The organism is Photobacterium toruni (genome assembly GCF_024529955.1).
Taxonomy (GTDB): domain Bacteria; phylum Pseudomonadota; class Gammaproteobacteria; order Enterobacterales; family Vibrionaceae; genus Photobacterium; species Photobacterium toruni.
The window spans coordinates 1,770,376-1,788,892 of the sequence record NZ_AP024854.1 but is presented as its reverse complement, the minus strand read 5'-3'; the positions used below and the strand labels follow the sequence as shown (position 1 = coordinate 1,788,892).

Here is an 18,517-nt window from a genome sequence, read left to right as displayed (position 1 = left end):
AAGCCCCTTATTTGTCATCTCTGTTTTTGAACCAGCTACGGAATGATTGACCTGTTGGTGCTGGTAAATCACGAGTTTGTGTCCATGCGTTAAGCAAACCCACTTTAAAAGGTAGTTTGCCATCTTTAATTAGTTTACCAGCCATAATTGCGCCGATTTTAACAGTCTTATCCCAGATGAATGGGTGAGAGTTAACAAAGTTAAAACCTGTAATTGCTGCGCGTTCCGCAGGAGCTGTGATTTTTTCTTCACCCATAATTTGGCGGTGTTTTAGTAATAAATCAGACAATGGGATTTTTACTGGACACACATCATGACAAGCGCGACATAAGCTACAGGCGTTCGGCAAGTCTTTAAAATCTTCATAACCACCCAGCAATGGTGATAGTACAGCACCAATTGGACCTGAGTAGATTGAACCGTAAGATTGACCACCAAGATGACGGTATGCAGGACAAGTATTTACACAAGCAGCACAGCGAATACAACGTAGAATAGGACGGAACGCTGATCCTAAAATTTTAGAACGGCCGTTATCAACAATAACGAGATGGAATTCTTCAGGCCCATCACAGTTATCACCCTCACGAGGACCCGTTAGTGCAGTGACATAACCCGTTAGTGGTAAACCAACAGCACTACGACACAATAGGCTTGCCATTATATCAAACTCTTCAAACGTAGGAACAATACGCTCCATACCCATGACGGCGATATGTGTTTTTGGCAGGCTGGTGGCTAGACGTGCGTTACCTTCGTTAGTCACGAGCGTTACGGTACCTGATTCTGCAATCGCAAAGTTACAGCCTGTAATACCGATTTCAGCTTCAAGGAAATCATGACGAATATGCTCACGGACAAAGCGCGTCATGGCTTCAGGATCAGATGAACCATCATAACCGAGCTTTTCTTTGAACACTTCGCGAATTTGAGTACGGTTTTTATGCAGTGCTGGTACAACAATGTGTGAAGGAGCATCACAATCATCGACTTGTAGAATATATTCGCCTAAATCGGTTTCGATGATTTCGCAATTATTGCGTTGAATCATCTGGTTCATACCGATTTCTTCAGTCACCATTGATTTAGATTTTACAATCTTCTTAGCGTTCTTTTTCTTTACAATTGTTTCGATGTAGTTAGTGGCGTCTTCAGCCGTTGCAGCAAAGAAGACATGCCCACCATTTTTTTCTACATTTTCACTAAGCTGTTGTAAGTAGTAATCAAGATTTTCAAGTACATGGTTACGAATATCCATGCCCATTTCACGCCATTCTTCCCAGTTACCCAGCTTTTCAGCGGCAACAGCACGGCTTTTAAACATTCGTTCTTGTGCGTTGGCAACAGCTGCACGCATCGATTCGTCTTTCATTTTTAGATGAATACGATCTTTAAATTTAATGTTGCTAGTTTTCATTGACATAATAATGACCTCTTAACGACTCATCAGCACATCAACAATGTGCATTACTTTAATAGGTTGACCTTCACGGCTAATACGGCCACCAATATTTAATAAACAGCTAATATCAGCACCAATTAAGAAATCAGGTTTTACTGCACTAATGTGTTTTACTTTTTCAGTTACCATTTCACCTGAAATTTCAGACATTTTGACAGAGAATGTACCACCGAAACCACAACATGTTTCTTGGTTGTCAATGGGTAACAATTCAAGACCTTCAACGTTATTTAGTAAGATAAGAGGCTCTTCACGTACACCTAATTTACGAATAAGGCTACAAGATGGATGGTAAACGCCTTTACCTTTAAGGCGAGCGCCAACATTTTCTACGCCTAATTGACGAACGACAAATTGAGTTAGCTCAAATAAGCGATCGGCTACTTTTTGTGCACGAGCAGCCCATTCTGGTTCATCTTCTAAATAATGTGGGTATTTCTTTACAGAAGCCGCACATGAGCCTGCAGGCGTCACAATTGGATAATCATTTATTTCAAAAGCTTCGATCATGCTTTTCATTGCGGGCTTGCTTTTTTCGATATAACCGCTGTTTAATGCGGGTTGACCACAACACCCTTGGCGTTCAGGAAAAATCACTTCACACTCTAATTGCTCAAGCAGTTGTACCGTCTTTTTAGCAACTTCTGCTTTTACGGTATCGCCAAGACAAGTGACAAAAAAGTTTACCTTCATTTTATTGCTCCAATGGCGTAAAGGCGCCTGAAATATTGACGTTAAACTATAGGTCGGCGTCTGCTATACAGGACGCCAATCTATTTTCTTTAATGATTAAAGAAATGTACTCACTATGGCGACAATTACGCCATATAAAATCATAGGGATAACTGTTTGTTTAATGATGTAACCTTCTTTATTCGCAATACCAAGTATGGCTGATACTGCAATAATATTATTAATACATACCATATTACCCATTGCGCCACCGACAGATTGCAACGCTAGAATGGTCGTTTCTGGCAAGCCGACGGTGTGAGCAATGCTTTGTTGAATGGCACCAAAAGTTAAATTGGAGACAGTTGCAGATCCTGAGAAAAATGCGCCTAATGCACCTAAATAAGCGGCACAATATTGCCAATTTTTTCCCAGTAAATGCGCAAATGCGTTACCTGTTGTCATGATGGGTGAGTTATCACCACCAATCATCATGAACTTCACCATAATTAATGCGCCAATAAGGGCGATAAAGGGTGTTTTAATGCGTGATGCTGTGTCACTAAACACGGTTGTTACTTGATGTCTGTTCATTTTTAAAAAAGGAATTGAGACAAAAACAACCAAGAAAAAAGGTATTAATGCAGGTACATACAATGTTTTATATGCCCATGCCGTATCGGTGCCTAAAATATTACTAATATGAATAATAAAAGCCTGGCTAATATGTAAGTCGGCAAAGCCTAAGTGGAAATTCCACATAGGTGTTGCGTCGTTTAACATGCCTTTTAGCCCTAATTGTTTAATACGGGTTACTATTAAAATAACAATCAGTAATAAGGTGGGAGCCATCGCTTTAAATACGCGCCCAAAAGGTAAAACGACCGTTGTTTTTTCTGTATCCTTTATTTCTTTCTTTTCTAATCCAATGTTATAGCGTGCAAAAAATATTGATAATGTTAAGCCAATGGCACCGCCAATAAGGGCTGGGAACTCATAGTTCCACTGTGCAAGCCACACATAAGGTAGCGTACATGACCAAATACTAAGCTGAATAAACATAATATTACGGCGAATTTGTTGCCAGCTAACAATGAACTTTAAAGCGATAACTGGAATAACAATCGCTGCAGCAGTATGCATGATGGCGGATAGGCTACCCACATGCAGTAATTCAATATCAGAAAGCCCTAAGTTACCAAACCCAAACCATGTTGGCGTTCCTACTGCACCAAAAGAGACCGGCACAGAATTCATAACTAATGCTAACATGGCAACTCGTAATGGGTTAAAACCTAGCCCTACAAGAATGGGAGCTGCAATTGCCGCTGGTGTTCCAAATCCTGATGCTCCCTCAATCATGAAAGCAAACGCCCAGCCAATGATCATTAACTGACCAATTTGGTTTTTACTAATACCTTCTAACCATTGTTTAATGACATCTTCACAGCCTGAAATTGAGAGGGTACGATTTAATAAAATCGCACCAGCAATAATTGAAATTGGTGTTAGTGCTGATAAAGCGCCAGAAATAATGTTGGCTGTTAATAAACGTCCACTAGTGCCAAAATAAATTAATTGCAATATACCGACCAGTAATGCAGTTAAAGGCAATGCCACATGTGAAGGTAGCGCATTTTTTTTAGTCATCATCCAAATTAATAATAAAATTGGAATAACTGATATAGCTAGATTAAGCATGTTTATTTCCCTGGCTGAGTCGTCTCATTCCATTTTCAAATAGACGAATTTTATTTTTATTTATTATTACTATGTGAATAGTATTTTTTATACTGATTACCTCAGTGGGGAGATTATTGTAGGCAGGAAAAAGAAACTTTCTATCTATTTTTTTTATGTATTTATCATACTTATTAATTAAATGTGACGTGAATATATATACGGTAAAAAATAGATTTTTAAATACTTTCAATAAATCAAGTTGTTACGTTTTTAAGGTGTGTAAATAGGTGGCTTGATTACATCATTATTGGAAACAATGTATTTGCATACATAAGCTAATATATTAAGTGTTTATTTCTAAGAATAAAAATCAAATTACGAATAAAAAGAAATAATTATCATTACAATGATTATTTAGACGCTAATACTAGAACTTAGACGACTAATAATGCATTTAACGTGGTTATTTGAAATATAAAAAATATTATTTACGATATTTTAAATATATTAATTGAATTAACTCATCATATATTAAACCTATTTTAAGTGTAAATGTAATTTTCTATTAAAAATGATAAATATTCGCTCATAAATAAAGTGGTATTCATCAGTAACTTTAAAGGGGAAATGTTACTCTGAGGATGAATTGCTATCGATTACTGTATGTAAGAAAGAGAGTGCCGCAGTACAATCATTACGGCTCATAAACCATTGTTTTTGATTTACCTCTAACGGTAAAATCTCGAGCCAACGTTGGCATACCCATGTAATATCATCAAATTTTGGTTCAGGATAATAGCGAGAATGCTCTGGGTGTTGTTGAAATAGTTGCTTCAAATTATCTGAAATACCTTGATCGATGAAATTAATATTTTTGCTGTGCCAATTGGGAACTGGGGAGGTATCACCAATGTATAGGTCGTCACTGTCTTGCCAATGGTTATTGATCAAAAACATTTCAATCCCTTGAATTGTAATACTCATAAACCCATTAGGTAGCGGATCAAAATCAGTAATAACGACACGAGTACCAAAATGACAAAGATTATCATCAATTTTCATACATAGTCCAAAACCATGATAATTGGTCGCTGCGAGTTTAACTAATCGAACATAACGTTGCTCATAAATGCATAGTTTGCAAATACCGTTAGGTAGTAAGTAAATATCAACAGGGAAAAGAGGTAATTGCATAATAATAACCCTAAACAAAACGTATTGATAATAAGTAAATAGTTGCTCGATATATAATTATTATTATGCTGATCGGGACCTTTTATGAGTATAAGCAGACTACAATAGAACAATGTCTGCTTTTTGATACTACGGTAAAATAAAAGACTGTTTAGTGTTGCAGTATTATGTGTTTAATATCTTATATATTGCTTGGGTTAAGCATGAGAGTTGTGTTGGGGTAATAATATAAGGGGGCATAATGTAGATCAGTCGACCGAAAGGACGGATCCATACTCCAGCATTAACAAAAGCCTGCTGTATTGAAGCCATATCAACGGGCTGGTGTAACTCAATGACGCCAATAGCACCTAACCAACGTACTTGTTTTACTTTTTCAAGGGTTGCTATGAGGGGGAGTTCAGTCGCTAATTGTTTTTCTATTGATGTAACTTGTTGTTGCCATTGGTTTTGTTCTAATATTTCAAGGTTTGCAGTAGCGACAGCACAAGCAAGAGGATTGCCCATAAATGTTGGACCATGCATAAAACATCCGGCATCACCACTGCATACTGTATCTGCAACTTGTTTATGCGTGATGGTTGCTGATAATGTCATATACCCACCAGTAAGTGCTTTGCCCACACACATAATATCAGGGCTAATATTAGCGTGTTCGCAGGCAAATAGTTTACCTGTACGACCAAATCCGGTTGCTATCTCGTCTGCAATTAATAACACACCATAATAATCACACAACTCACGTACTCGGCGTAAATAGGTTGGATGATATAAACGCATTCCTCCCGCACCTTGCACTATTGGCTCTAAAATAATAGCGGCAATTTGCTGGTGATATTGAGCTAATTTATCAGCTAAATCATTAATATCATCTTCGTTCCATTCTTCCCAGAATCCGCATTGGGGAGCATTCGCAAAAATATGTTCAGGAACAAAGCCTTTATAAAGACTGTGCATCGAGTTATCAGGATCGGTTACTGACATAGCAGCAAAAGTATCGCCATGATAACCATGTCTAAGGGTTAAAAACTTAGCACGAGATTCACCTTTAGCATGCCAATATTGCAATGCCATTTTTAGGGCAACTTCAACAGCAACGGATCCTGAATCAGCAAGAAAAACAGTATCTAAGCCTGGTGGTGTTATTGATACTAACTTTTTACAAAGTTCAACAGCTGGTTGGTGTGTTATTCCTCCAAACATAACATGTGCCATTTTATCTAATTGGTTTTTCGCTGCAGCGGTCAGGTGTGGGTGGTTATAGCCGTGAATAGCAGACCACCATGAAGACATGCCATCGATTAATTGAGTGCCATCTTCAAGGGTAATGTATACACCACGAGCTTCTGTGACAGGGTAACAAGGAAGTGGTGTTATCGTTGATGTATAAGGATGCCAAATATGACATTGATCGAATTCAATATCGATTGAGAGTTCTTTTTGCACATTAGTAAACCTAAATCATTATTCAAGGTTGACAGTCTACGTACTATTAGTAGACTAGCCAACAACTAAAAGATGAGCAAATGTCTATTCGGTTAATTTTTATACTATTGATATCAGTGTGAAAATGGCTCTATATCATTTTTACGCTTATTAACATTAGAGTATTTGTGAGTAATAAAAATAGAATAAGAGGGATACATTGTGGACGTTCGTAGCAATTGGACGGTTGAGGAAGTACAAGCTTTATTTCAGAAACCATTTATGGATTTAGTGTTTGAAGCGCAACAGGTTCATCGTCAATTTCATCAACCTAATCAAGTACAAGTCAGCACATTATTGTCTATTAAAACGGGTGCTTGCCCTGAAGACTGTAAATATTGCCCTCAAAGTGCACATTATCGTACTGATATAGAAAAAGAACGTTTATTAGAAGTTGATCGTGTACTCGATGCCGCACTAAAAGCCAAGCAATCAGGCGCAACTCGTTTTTGTATGGGAGCTGCATGGAAAAACCCTAAAGATCGCGATATGCCATATTTGCTTGATATGGTGCAAGGGGTTAAAAAATTGGGTCTAGAAACATGCATGACATTAGGCATGATCACGGCCGATCAGGCTCAGACATTAGCAGCGGCAGGATTAGATTATTACAACCATAATCTTGATACTTCTCCTGAGTATTACGGCAATATTATTACCACACGGACTTATCAAGATCGGTTAGATACTTTGGCACATGTTCGTGATGCGGGAATGAAAATTTGCTCTGGTGGTATCATTGGTATGGGAGAAAGCGCGCGAGATCGCGTTGGTCTGCTGGTGGAATTAGCTAACCTGCCTGTTCATCCTGAAAGTGTGCCTATTAATATGTTGGTAAAAGTAAAAGGGACGCCACTGGAAAATACAGAGGATGTCGATCCATTTGATTTTATTCGCATTATTGCGGTTGCTCGAATCATCATGCCGCATTCAGCAGTAAGACTTTCTGCGGGACGTGAGGATATGAACGAGCAAATGCAAGCCTTATGTTTTATGGCGGGTGCAAATTCTGTGTTCTATGGCTGCAAGCTATTAACGACGCCAAATCCAGATGAAGATAAAGACATGCAACTCTTTGCTAAGTTGGGTATTAATAGTCAACATCAAGCAGCAAAACCTGATGATATTCAAGCGCAAGCATTATTAGATCAAGTCGTAGAACAGGTTGTAGCTCGACCAACAACAGATGACATTTTTTATGATGCCTCTTTTTAATCAACGTCATCAACAAGCCCTTATAGCTCGCCAGCAACAAGGTCTTTACCGGCAATTACAGTGCCATAATGTAAATTCACATGAATTAAATTTTGCTAGTAATGATTATCTTGGATTAGCACAAGAGCCTAAAATTATCACAGCTTGGCAACAAGGGTTGGCGAAATATGGTGCCGGTAGTACGGCTTCACCTTTAGTTACGGGGTTTCAAACGCCACATGCGGATTTAGAACAGCAATTAACCGAATGGTTAGGTTATCAACGCGCATTATTATTTAATAGTGGTTTTAGTGCTAATCAAGCGGTGCTATTTACTTTATTACAAGCACAAGATCAGTTGTTCCAAGATAAGCTTAATCATGCCTCTTTAATTGAAGCGGGAATGTTATCACCTGCGAAGATGAAGCGTTTTGCTCATAACGATATGGCTGCATTACAACAGCAACTCTCAAAAATAAAAGTAGGTATAGATACAGCATCATTAGTGGTAACTGAAGGTGTTTTTAGTATGGATGGCGATTGTGCGCCGCTAGCATTATTGCGAGAAATAACAACTCAACATCAAACGTGGTTGATGGTTGATGATGCTCATGGTTGTGGTGTGCTAGGGGATACCGGGCAGGGAAGTTGTCATCAAGCAGGAATAAAAGCCGATATATTGATTATTACCTTTGGTAAAGCCTTTGGTATACAAGGTGCTGCAGTATTGTGTAGCCAAGATACTGCGGAATATTTAGTGCAATTTGCGCGTCATTATATTTATTCAACAGCGATGCCCCCAGCTCAAGCTGTGGCATTACGTCATGCTTGCTCTTTGATTCAAACTCAATCTTGGCGACGAGAAAAGTTACACGCATTATCTGAGTCTTTAAATCATTATCTTGATAATAGTCTTGGTCTTATACCGACGATCACGCCCATTAAACCAATGATTATTGGTGATAGTTGTCAAACAATGGCAATCGCGGCTCAATTACAACAACGGGGTATTAAAGTGGGGGCTATTCGTCCACCAACCGTTGTACCACATAGTGCGCGATTACGAATAACACTGACAGCTAACCATAATGAAGATGATATTCGTCAGTTGGCCAAAGCGATAAATGAGGTAATTGATGTCGGATAAATCAATGAAAGCGGCATTTTCAATTGAGCAATCACAAAAGTTGGCGATAGCGAATGCTTTTGGACGTGCCGCCCAACATTACGATAAATCAGCTGCATTTCAGCGCCAAGTCGGCCAGCAATTAGTTGCATTAATGCCGACACAAGTGCAATCGTCTAAATCGTCAGTAATTGATATTGGTTGTGGCACCGGGTATTTCAGCCATGAGTTACACCACCAAGGATTTGAAGTAACAGCGGCAGATCTTTCTGCTGAAATGTTATTACAAGCGCATCAAAGGTGTGGAAATCATTGTCAGTATTTGCAAACAGATGCTGAAAATATTGCGATGGCGGATGACAGTTATGATTTTGCATTCAGTAACTTAGTATTGCAGTGGTGTAATGATTTAAGTGTACCGTTACGAGAGTTACAACGGGTTGTTAGATTTAATGGTGTTATTTTCTTTACTACATTAATGGATGGATCATTAAATGAACTTAAACATGCATGGTCACACATAGATAACAAACAGCATGTTAATGCGTTTAAGTCACAACAACATATTGAAGCAGAGATTACACAATCAGGCTTAATGATTGAAACGTTAGAATGTAAATCAATAACCGTGTATTACTCAACGGCGATGAAATTGATGAGAGATTTAAAAGGTATTGGCGCTACACATTTACAGCAACAGCGATCATCAGGGTTAATTGGACGGCAGACATTTATTGAATTAGAACATGCGTACGATAAATACCGATTAAAGAATGGATTATTGCCTGCGACTTATCAGGTGTGTTTTGGAGTATTAAAAAATGCATAAAGCGTATTTTGTGACAGGGACAGATACCGATGTAGGTAAAACAGCCTGCTGTTGTGCCATTTTGAATGCCGCACAGCAAGAAAATACAGCTATTGTAGGGTATAAGCCTATTGCATCGGGTTGCGAAAAAACACCGCAAGGGCTTCGTAATAGTGATGCTTTATTACTGCAACAAGCATCATCAATGAATGTCACTTATGATGAGGTTAACCCTTATCATTTTTATCGTCCGGTATCGCCTCATATTGCTGCTTTAGAAGAAAATAAAGTCATTGAATTTAGCGTATTGTCTCAGGGACTCGCAAATCTTAAAACAAAATCAGATTGCGTGCTTATTGAAGGTGCTGGTGGTTGGCGTGTTCCTATTAATGCTACTGATTATCTTTCTTCATGGGTAAAGCAAGAGCAGTTACCTGTTATTTTAGTCGTTGGTGTTAAACTTGGTTGCTTAAACCATGCTTTATTGACAGCTGAAGCTATTCAAGCTGATGGATTAACTGTTGTTGGATGGATTGCTAATTGTATTGAGCCTAAAACGGACAATTATACGGCGATGGTAACGTGGCTAGAACAACAGTTACCGGGCAAAAAAATTGCTGAAATACCTTATATTCCCCATTATCAAGTATCAGATTTAGGTACCTATATTGATTTAGCAATATTCAGTTAAAAAAGAGAGCTTAATAAAAACAACAAAAGGCACATTGTGTGCCTTTTGTTTTAATTAAGAGAGATAAACTAATTAGAGGGGTTAAGTCCAATTAGCATTTCTTGTGTTTCTGTTGCTTGTGCTGGATGTCCAGCTTGATCAAGGCCTAGCTCTTTACGTGCTTCATCCATGGACATTCCAAGATGACAACGTAAAATATCTATAGCAACTTGATAATTTTCATTATTAGCCATGAACTCTCCTTGTTTCATTACTTGTGTGTGTTGTTTCATAATGATATACAAACAATAATCGACTTATACGATGAAAGCAATACGACCAAAGTCTAATAATCATGTATTTTAATAATTAAGTACTTTTATTAAAGATAAAAGCAATATATCTGTTATTGACTGTACTCTTACCACGATTTTTTAGCTCTATTTAGTGATTGTAAATGATAAATCAGAGTTGATAAGAATTGGTAACAATTTAGATCTTTAATTTATAGTCATATTATTCGAATATAATGAGTAATAACCATCTAAATGTATTAATAAGACACTAAGTAGTGATCTATAAGGTATAAAATAGGTTGGTAATATTCTTTAAATTGGAGAAAAGAATAAATATGAAACGTATCGCGTTGTTTTTAGCAACGAACCTTGCCGTAATGTTAGTGTTTAGTATTGTACTTAACATTGTTTATGCCGTCACAGGAATGAAACCGGGTAGCCTTTCTGGATTGTTAGTCATGGCTGCGCTATTTGGTTTTGGTGGTTCATTAGTGTCTTTAATGATGTCAAAATCAATGGCATTACGTTCAGTGGGTGGGGTCGTCATTGAGCATCCACGTAATGAAACTGAACATTGGCTAATCAATACAGTGGCTCGTCAAGCAGAACAAGCGGGTATTGGAATGCCAACAGTGGCTATTTATGATGCGCCTGATATTAACGCTTTTGCGACGGGAGCAAAACGTGATGATTCATTAGTGGCAGTATCAACAGGTTTACTGCATAGCATGACACGAGATGAGGCTGAAGCTGTATTAGCACACGAGATCAGTCACGTAGCTAATGGCGATATGGTGACGATGACGTTAATGCAAGGTGTGGTCAATACCTTTGTGATTTTTGTTTCTCGCCTTGTGGCTGGTGCAATTAGTGGTGTGAATAATAACAGTGAAGAAGGGGAAGGTGGCGGTAGTTACATGACCTACTTTATCGTATCTTCAATTATGGAAGTGCTGTTTGGTTTCTTAGCCAGTATTCTAACAATGTGGTATAGCCGTCATCGTGAGTTTTATGCTGATGCAGGATCGGCAAAATTGGTTGGCCGTGAAAAAATGATAGCGGCTTTGGAACGCTTAAAGGTAAGTCAAGAACCACATTTAGAAGGTTCAATGATGGCATTTGGTATTAACGGTAAAAAATCATTATCGGAGCTATTTATGACTCACCCAGCATTAGATAAACGTATTGATGCATTACGTCGCGGTGAGTATATCAAATAATTATTGACCAACGTGTTATATGTTAACAATAAGCTCTCTGAGATCGTTTATTACTAAAAGGTAAACGTTTTGAGAGCTTTTTTTTGCTATAAACTTTCGAAATAGACTATTTTTCTTACTTAATTGATTTTAAATCTAAACTGACAATCAAAAATCAAAGCTGTTATATTGATAGTAGTGTTGTTTTCATATCCGTTTATTAGCAAAAGGTTATAGCTTATGTTTAAAGTGCTGTTAGGTATTGTGATGTTTTGTTTTTCATTATCAGCGAGTGTTGTCCATGCCGCTGATAAAGATAATACAAAGCCTTACTCCGAACAGAGTATCTATGAAAAACCCATGATAGAACGTTATGTTCTTGATGAATTAAAATCATTACGAATGGATCAGCAAGATCTTGAACGTCGTATTACTCGTGATATCACTGATAGAGAGTTAGCTGTTGCTGATAAATCAATGAATTACGCAAATGTTACTGTGACATATTTCTTTTATATTATTGCTGGCGTAGCATCATTAATTGCACTTATTGGTTGGCAATCAATGCGTGAGATAAAAGAAAATACTAAACGTATGGCAGAATTACAATTAAAAGAAATATCAGATAGCTATGAACAAAAATTTAAAGCATTAGAACGTGATTTAAAGCGAAAGACGCGCATTATTAGTGAAAATAATCGTGAGATAGAAAAAATTAATGAAGTACATAATTTATGGCTTCGTGCTCAAAGTTCACAGACACCTGAACAAAAAGTAGAAGTTTATGATGAAATTTTAAAAGTTCGTCCTGGTGATCTAGAAGCTTTGACCTATAAAGCTGATGCAACGATGGAAATGCGCGAGTTTCACTGGGCATTAAGTTTGTGTAATCGTGTATTAGAAATGGATGATACAAATGGACATGCTTTATATCAACGTGCTTGTGCTTATGCATGCTTAGGGGTCGAAGAACAAGCAATTTCAGATTTAGAATGCGCAATTAAAGATAGCACCTCATTACGTGAACTTGCAGCAGATGAAGATGATTTTGAAAATTTACGGGGTAATGAGCGTTTTGAATTATTATTGATTAACACCGAAGAGTCATAGTGTGCAGGTGTTTGTAATTACAACTCAACATTGCATTTTTAAAGGTAGTAAAAACAAGCAAATAAGCCTAATTTTGTAACTATATTATTATAGTAAGGAAAACTAATATGACTAACTTCCAATTTTATTCTTATGAATTACCTTGTTTTAACTGCTACACCCGCAAAGTTAAAACCGATCTTGGTTGGTTAACACCGAGCATGAAAGCAGATGTAATCGATCAAATTAAAGTAATGTTAAAACAGCAAGGTAATGATTATAAGCCATATTTTACCGTGAAAATTATTTGTACGGTTGATGAAGCAAAAGATTATTTACTATTAAATTATTATGACCATTCTGAGTCTGACATTAATCATGGCAATATAAAGTTAGCTGTTGTTGCTGATATTGAAGATCAAATTACAGAACATATGACAGCAGAAGGTGTTGTTATCTTTAGTCATGAAATAGAATTACAAAATTGTGATGATTGCTTTCAAGAGAATGACGAGTAATTAAAAAGTAGGAATAGAATAATGCTGTGGAATGCTTGTGAGGAAAGAACGAAAGTTGCACTGGATAACGGTGATTTATTACCCTTAACGAGTGATGATATTATTTATCAGCAACAAGGGGTTAACTATATTGTTAATCTACTTACTGATAATATGAAAATAAAACATTCTCCGGCTGTCTCTGCACAAGATCCTTTTGTGGCACCGTATATTCATTGTGATTATATAACGGATATGGATATAGATTATGTATGCTTACTAAATCGTTTTCCAATTGTTATTCCTCATTTACTTATTTGCGCTAAAGATTACATTCCACAAACATCAGTATTAACATTAGCTGATTTTGCTGCATGGGCGAAGGGAATTACACGTCGTGATGTTTTAGGTTTCTTTAATGCGGGTCATGATGCAGGTTCAAGCCAAATGCATCGCCACATGCAACTGGTTAGAACTGCAATTCCTTTAGAATCCCAGATCGTAAATGGAAAATTGCCATTTAAGCATAGGGTTTTTATATATAACGAACTAAATCCCAAACAGTTATATGCTGATTATTTAATCGCAATGGAATCATTACAGTTAAATACGACTAAGCGAGTGAATGGATTCGCTGAATGTTTACCTTATAATATATTACTGACTGAACGTTGGATGTTGATTATTCCGCGAGTTAAAAATCATGTAGAAACCCTGTCTGGCCATGGGGTGAATTTTAGTGGACGTTTTTTAGTTAGCTCAGAGCAACAATTAGCATGGTTAAAAGAGTATGGTTTTATGCATTTTTTAACTGATTGTGGTTTTGTAGAAAAATAGCATATATTTGTTTGTTATTTAATCAGTTGCAACATAAAGGCTTTACAACTGATAAAGTTGTCATTACTATAGCGGCCATGGAGAGATGGCTGAGCGGTTGAAAGCACTGGTCTTGAAAACCAGCATACGTTTATAGCGTATCTAGGGTTCAAATCCCTATCTCTCCGCCACATTTAAGAAAACCGCTAATTGATTAGCGGTTTTTTTTCGTCTAGAGATAACCGTAGGGTTCAAATCCTCAAATATTCCAAGCACTCCATTGTATTTAAACAAGCTGCTAGCAAGTAAAGGCCAACAGCTTTATTATTTGTGATGTTATAGTTGATGATTATTCTTATTCACACAAGCTGCAAGCTTGCAGCGCGATTTCGTGTTCAAAAGTTACTTGACCTAATGCCGTCGTACTTGCTGCAATTTCTTGCTCAATCTCTTTAAGATCATCTGCATCAATACCGTTTGATGTTAATTCATCTTCAGTGTAACCAAATGCATTTAATAATAGATAGTCACGCGCCTCTTCTGGGCTACAAGTGATGATCACAGTAAGATCATCACCAAAAGCAGTATTACCCGTGATAATTGTTGTGATTTGCTGTTGAACACTGTCGTGCATCGCTGGTGTTAACCAACCTAAATCTGCTTCTGCAGTATTTTTACGACAATCAAAGCAAGGAAGGAGCTGAGAATAGCTCTGAAAATTGTTCATGGAAAGTATCCTGATCACGGTATTAATATTGCTTCGCAAGTTATGCTAATTTACGTTTAATTACTAGCGTAAACGTGAAATATTTATTTCGATATGAGTAATATTATTCAATCTAAAAATAAGTTTTATAGAATACCTTTATGGTTAGATTTTACTTGGTCACCTCAGTATGAAAAAAATGGAAATATATTCAGTTGTTATAGCGGTGATGAGTAGACTAAGATAACAACAGATTAAGTAATGTCTTTGAGTATCATAGCGATAATCTTACCATTGATGCTAAGCTAAATAGGGATAAATATGAAAAAGATAATAATCGTAGCGGCTCTTGCCGCAGTAGTAACTGGCTGTGCTGGAACACCATCAAACAGTTATACCATTGATAATGCAGCGGGCGTGTCATCGTGGGAGTTATGTAGAAATATTGGTTATCATGAGTTTTTTAATCGTACACAAAAAGCGCAACAATTAACGCATTATATTATTCAGCGTGGTGATGTTGATCCGCAAGCATGTCAAGCGGAGGCTGCAGAGGGTAAGACGTTTGCAGCAGAGGAATACCGTAAAACAGGAGGTTATTAAACACTTTGATACCCTTATTTATAATAGTGTGTGCTAATTCGCTGTTACTTTACGATTCAATTTATAAAATACAGACAGTGAATATCATACTGAATATGTAAATGGGGATAGCTGCATTATGAAAAAAAACGCATTGCTTGTTATGTGTGTACTCAGTGCATTGTCACTGAGTTCGGTATCATTAGTTGCACAGGCTAATGATCGTCCAACAATATTGCCAAGCGAGCAGTCAGGGTTACGGACATGGAATAAAGAAACCATCTACACCAAAGGTGATAGTACGCATTATTTAGGACGATTATGGGTGGCTAAATGGTGGACACAAGGAGACCGCCCTCAGCGTGATAATGAATCAGGTCCGTGGAAATTAGTTCGCTTAATTGATAGCGATAATAATCACACTAAGCCTAATAACGTTAAGATAACCCGTTATCGTGCAGGTGTGAAATACAGTGCTGGCGATAGAGTGAGAATGCCAAATGGTAAGGTTTACCGTTGCCGTGATTGGCCTGCAACGCCATGGTGTGAGTTAGAAGGCTATGCGCCGGGTAAAACACAACATTGGCGTGATGCATGGTCTCGCGTAAAATAATACTTGTGATATGGCGTATCTGCTGATTGGAGCAGATACTCATTGAGATATTATTTTTTCAGTTTAGGTGCGGTTCGTAAAAATACATTTACTTTTTCAATGCGATTATGCTCAATGGCAAGAATTTCAAAACGCCAATGTTGCCAATCAATAATCTCACCATTTTTGGGTAATCCGCCTTTGATCCACATTAACATTCCATTTAATGTTTGATAGCCATTTTGATCTTCATCCGGTAATTTTTTCAAATCTAATAAATCTTTTACAACTGTGATTGGAATTAATCCATCAAGATGCCAATTATTATCTGCTATTTTTTGTGACCATACATCAGTAGGATCTTGAGTATTAAATTTTCCGGTTAATGCTTCAAGTACATCCCTTGGTGTGACAATACCTTGAATATCACCATACTCATCAACCACAAAAGCAATTTCAGTACCAGAGCCTTGGAACATTTCAAGCAAATCGGTTCCAGTCCATGTTTCAGGTATAAATAATGGTTGAGTAATATAGTCAAGAATGTTTTTGGGCGTACTATTTGTATTATCAAGCTCAAATTGTAATAACTGTTTGGCTGTAATAGTACCTTTAATCTCATCAATGGTGTGATTACAAACAGGTAGACATGAAAATGGACTTGCTAATAATTTTTGTTGGTAGCTTTCTGGACTATGGTCAAGATCAAGATAACTAATAGCATTACGAGGTGTCATCATTGATGAAACCTTACGATCATCAAAATGAAAAACATTACGCACCATTGTATGTTCTTGTTGGTGAATAATGCCTGCTTGAGAACCTTCTGTAATAATCGCTTTGATATCATCTTCGGTTAAATGGGTACTATTATTGGTACTCTTATTGAAGAGGCGTAAAAATAATTCTGTAGTGCTCGCTAATAAGATAATGAAAGGGCGAGATAATAAAGATAAAAAAGCAATAGGGCGTGCAACACGTAAAGCTAATGGTTCGGCATTAACTTGTGCGTAACGTTTGGGGATTAACTCACCAATAACAATAGAGAAATAGGTGATAACAACAACAGCAATAATGGTTGCAGAAACAGATGCAGTATGTGCTTGTACGCCAAAAGAGGTTAGCCATGAAGAGATAGGTCCCGCTAATGCTGCTTCACCTATTACGCCATTTAAAATACCAATAATGGTAATGCCAATTTGAATAGTAGATAAAAAAGTTGTAGGTTTATTAGCAAGTTTTATTGCAGTAATAGCGCCTATATCTCCCTCGTCTGCAAGTACCTGAAGGCGATTTTTACGTGATGTTACTAAAGCTATTTCTGACATAGCAAACCAACCATTCAGAATAACTAAAAAAATAAGAATTACGATACTCATTAAAACTCCTAATTATAAAATAGGCGAATTCATGATGAGAATCGATAAATAAGTCCGCCAAATAGGGTGAATCGCCTATTAGGCCACTTCCGGCATCATTATAACTCGCATATGAAAATATAAAATCTACATTTCAGTTAAATAATTTATTAAATATGTAAAAGTGCCATAATTGAGTGTTCTTAGTCTTATTGCTACCAATATGTAGTTTAAAACATAGACGAATATAAACAACAAAACAGATAGAGAGATAAAAAATGTCTCGCTGAATAAGTGGGTTATGGGTCACTCATATTTATAATCATCGATCAGTTTCTTCACGATTATTTCACGCTATTGACGATAAAGTTACTCCAACGAAAAAGTTTTGGATGCTTATAACACTATGAACAAAAAATTATTATTACCGTTAGCCTTACTCTGTTCGCCAGTATTTGCTGGGCCGTATATTGGACTTGAAGTTGGTGCTGCGTCAATTAACCATGACTTTAGTACTCACTTTGTGGCTGATGCTAAGACTGTTACGCCAAGTAATTCATCAACGATATTTGGTGGCTTTGTTGGTTATCGTAGTAATAATATTGGCATTGAGTTGGGTTATAAGCAATTTGAATTGGAAGGCTCAAAAAGTCAGTATTTTCCGTTAGTCAATAGTTTTAACCATGAAAGAGAATGGGAAGCTAAGCTTAATGCGAACCAATTTATTATTAAGCCCGTTTATTTTTATGCTCTGACGAAAAAACTGCAATTAAAAGCAGGTGCTGGTGTTACTTATACACAATATGATTATTCATCATCAGCTCAAGATGAATATGAACATGTATTAAATGATGATCTTGAATATAATACGCCACGTCTAGGTGGTGAAAGTAACAAGAAGAATGAATTTGGTGTCATTGCAAGTATTGGTATTGATTATAACATTTATCGTAATATCAATATTGGTGCTGCAATGGAATATTATACGGACAGCACCGCAAATGGTGGCAATGTAACGGTCAATACAACGTATTTTTTCTAATACGTTTACCGATGGTTGTGGTGTGATGATCGTTGAGATTGAGCCT

Annotated in this window: 19 protein-coding genes and 1 tRNA gene; 12 read left to right on the top strand and 8 right to left on the bottom strand. The window is 37.1% G+C overall.

The annotated features are described in order from the left end of the window. Positions 1 to 7: 7 nt before the first annotated feature. The 5 genes from OC457_RS08540 to bioA form a co-directional block, all read right to left on the bottom strand. Positions 8 to 1,423, bottom strand: a complete 1,416-nt coding sequence (locus OC457_RS08540; RefSeq protein WP_080173251.1) for a LutB/LldF family L-lactate oxidation iron-sulfur protein — start codon at positions 1,421 to 1,423, stop codon at positions 8 to 10. A gap of 12 nt (positions 1,424 to 1,435) precedes the next feature. Beyond that, the gene (locus OC457_RS08535) at positions 1,436 to 2,155 is read right to left on the bottom strand and encodes a (Fe-S)-binding protein (protein WP_080173252.1); all 720 of its coding nucleotides are present in this window, start codon (positions 2,153 to 2,155) and stop codon (positions 1,436 to 1,438) included. 96 nt (positions 2,156 to 2,251) lie between these two features. Then, the gene (locus OC457_RS08530) at positions 2,252 to 3,835 is read right to left on the bottom strand and encodes an L-lactate permease (protein ID WP_080173253.1); all 1,584 of its coding nucleotides are present in this window, start codon (positions 3,833 to 3,835) and stop codon (positions 2,252 to 2,254) included. A gap of 612 nt (positions 3,836 to 4,447) precedes the next feature. Continuing rightward, on the bottom strand, positions 4,448 to 5,011 hold the full coding sequence (locus OC457_RS08525; protein WP_080173254.1) for an LON peptidase substrate-binding domain-containing protein: 564 nt from the start codon (positions 5,009 to 5,011) through the stop codon (positions 4,448 to 4,450). A gap of 165 nt (positions 5,012 to 5,176) precedes the next feature. Further along, positions 5,177 to 6,457: an adenosylmethionine--8-amino-7-oxononanoate transaminase gene (bioA, locus tag OC457_RS08520; protein WP_080173255.1), complete on the bottom strand. Its 1,281-nt coding sequence runs from the start codon at positions 6,455 to 6,457 to the stop codon at positions 5,177 to 5,179. A gap of 201 nt (positions 6,458 to 6,658) precedes the next feature. On the opposite strand from bioA, the gene bioB reads away from it, so the two are divergent. From bioB to bioD, 4 genes are read left to right on the top strand one after another with little or no spacing between them, the layout of a single operon-like run. Next, a complete protein-coding gene (gene bioB, locus OC457_RS08515; RefSeq protein WP_080173256.1) occupies positions 6,659 to 7,711 on the top strand; it encodes a biotin synthase BioB in 1,053 nt (350 codons plus the stop codon). After that, the gene (gene bioF / locus OC457_RS08510) at positions 7,698 to 8,837 is read left to right on the top strand and encodes an 8-amino-7-oxononanoate synthase (protein ID WP_080173334.1); all 1,140 of its coding nucleotides are present in this window, start codon (positions 7,698 to 7,700) and stop codon (positions 8,835 to 8,837) included. Before bioB ends, bioF begins: the two co-directional genes overlap by 14 nt. Continuing rightward, positions 8,827 to 9,645, top strand: coding sequence for a malonyl-ACP O-methyltransferase BioC (gene bioC, locus OC457_RS08505; RefSeq protein ID WP_096777795.1), 819 nt, complete (start codon positions 8,827 to 8,829; stop codon positions 9,643 to 9,645). Before bioF ends, bioC begins: the two co-directional genes overlap by 11 nt. Continuing rightward, on the top strand, positions 9,638 to 10,315 hold the full coding sequence (gene bioD / locus OC457_RS08500; protein ID WP_080173257.1) for a dethiobiotin synthase: 678 nt from the start codon (positions 9,638 to 9,640) through the stop codon (positions 10,313 to 10,315). Before bioC ends, bioD begins: the two co-directional genes overlap by 8 nt. Before the next feature lie 68 nt (positions 10,316 to 10,383). On the opposite strand, the gene OC457_RS08495 is transcribed toward bioD, so the two are convergent. Then, complete coding sequence (locus OC457_RS08495) at positions 10,384 to 10,548, bottom strand: hypothetical protein (protein WP_162841673.1); 165 nt, start codon at positions 10,546 to 10,548, stop codon at positions 10,384 to 10,386. Between the two features lie 377 nt (positions 10,549 to 10,925). Between OC457_RS08495 and htpX the strand changes: the two genes are divergently transcribed. From htpX to OC457_RS08470, 5 genes are all read left to right on the top strand, one after another. Next, positions 10,926 to 11,810, top strand: coding sequence for a protease HtpX (gene htpX, locus OC457_RS08490; RefSeq protein ID WP_080173258.1), 885 nt, complete (start codon positions 10,926 to 10,928; stop codon positions 11,808 to 11,810). A gap of 219 nt (positions 11,811 to 12,029) precedes the next feature. Beyond that, on the top strand, positions 12,030 to 12,899 hold the full coding sequence (locus tag OC457_RS08485; protein ID WP_080173259.1) for a tetratricopeptide repeat protein: 870 nt from the start codon (positions 12,030 to 12,032) through the stop codon (positions 12,897 to 12,899). Between the two features lie 107 nt (positions 12,900 to 13,006). After that, positions 13,007 to 13,396, top strand: coding sequence for a hypothetical protein (locus tag OC457_RS08480; protein WP_080173260.1), 390 nt, complete (start codon positions 13,007 to 13,009; stop codon positions 13,394 to 13,396). 21 nt (positions 13,397 to 13,417) lie between these two features. Next, positions 13,418 to 14,212, top strand: a complete 795-nt coding sequence (locus tag OC457_RS08475; protein ID WP_080173261.1) for a phosphorylase — start codon at positions 13,418 to 13,420, stop codon at positions 14,210 to 14,212. A 79-nt stretch (positions 14,213 to 14,291) separates the two neighbouring features. Further along, positions 14,292 to 14,382: transfer RNA gene (locus tag OC457_RS08470), tRNA-Ser, on the top strand. A gap of 164 nt (positions 14,383 to 14,546) precedes the next feature. Here the strand turns inward: OC457_RS08470 and OC457_RS08465 are convergent. After that, positions 14,547 to 14,918, bottom strand: coding sequence for a hypothetical protein (locus tag OC457_RS08465; RefSeq protein ID WP_080173262.1), 372 nt, complete (start codon positions 14,916 to 14,918; stop codon positions 14,547 to 14,549). 300 nt (positions 14,919 to 15,218) lie between these two features. Here OC457_RS08465 and OC457_RS08460 point away from each other — a divergent pair, with 300 nt between their 5' ends. Then, positions 15,219 to 15,500 carry a lipoprotein gene (locus tag OC457_RS08460; protein WP_080173263.1) on the top strand — a complete coding sequence of 94 codons (282 nt, stop codon included), beginning with the start codon at positions 15,219 to 15,221 and terminating at the stop codon, positions 15,498 to 15,500. Between the two features lie 118 nt (positions 15,501 to 15,618). Then, on the top strand, positions 15,619 to 16,092 hold the full coding sequence (locus tag OC457_RS08455; protein WP_080173264.1) for a carbohydrate-binding protein: 474 nt from the start codon (positions 15,619 to 15,621) through the stop codon (positions 16,090 to 16,092). A gap of 50 nt (positions 16,093 to 16,142) precedes the next feature. Here OC457_RS08455 and OC457_RS08450 read toward each other — a convergent pair whose 3' ends face one another. Continuing rightward, on the bottom strand, positions 16,143 to 17,450 hold the full coding sequence (locus OC457_RS08450; RefSeq protein ID WP_080173265.1) for a hemolysin family protein: 1,308 nt from the start codon (positions 17,448 to 17,450) through the stop codon (positions 16,143 to 16,145). Positions 17,451 to 17,835: 385 nt separating this feature from the next. Here OC457_RS08450 and OC457_RS08445 point away from each other — a divergent pair, with 385 nt between their 5' ends. After that, complete coding sequence (locus OC457_RS08445; RefSeq protein WP_080173266.1) at positions 17,836 to 18,471, top strand: AcfA family outer membrane beta-barrel protein; 636 nt, start codon at positions 17,836 to 17,838, stop codon at positions 18,469 to 18,471. Positions 18,472 to 18,517: the final 46 nt, after the last annotated feature.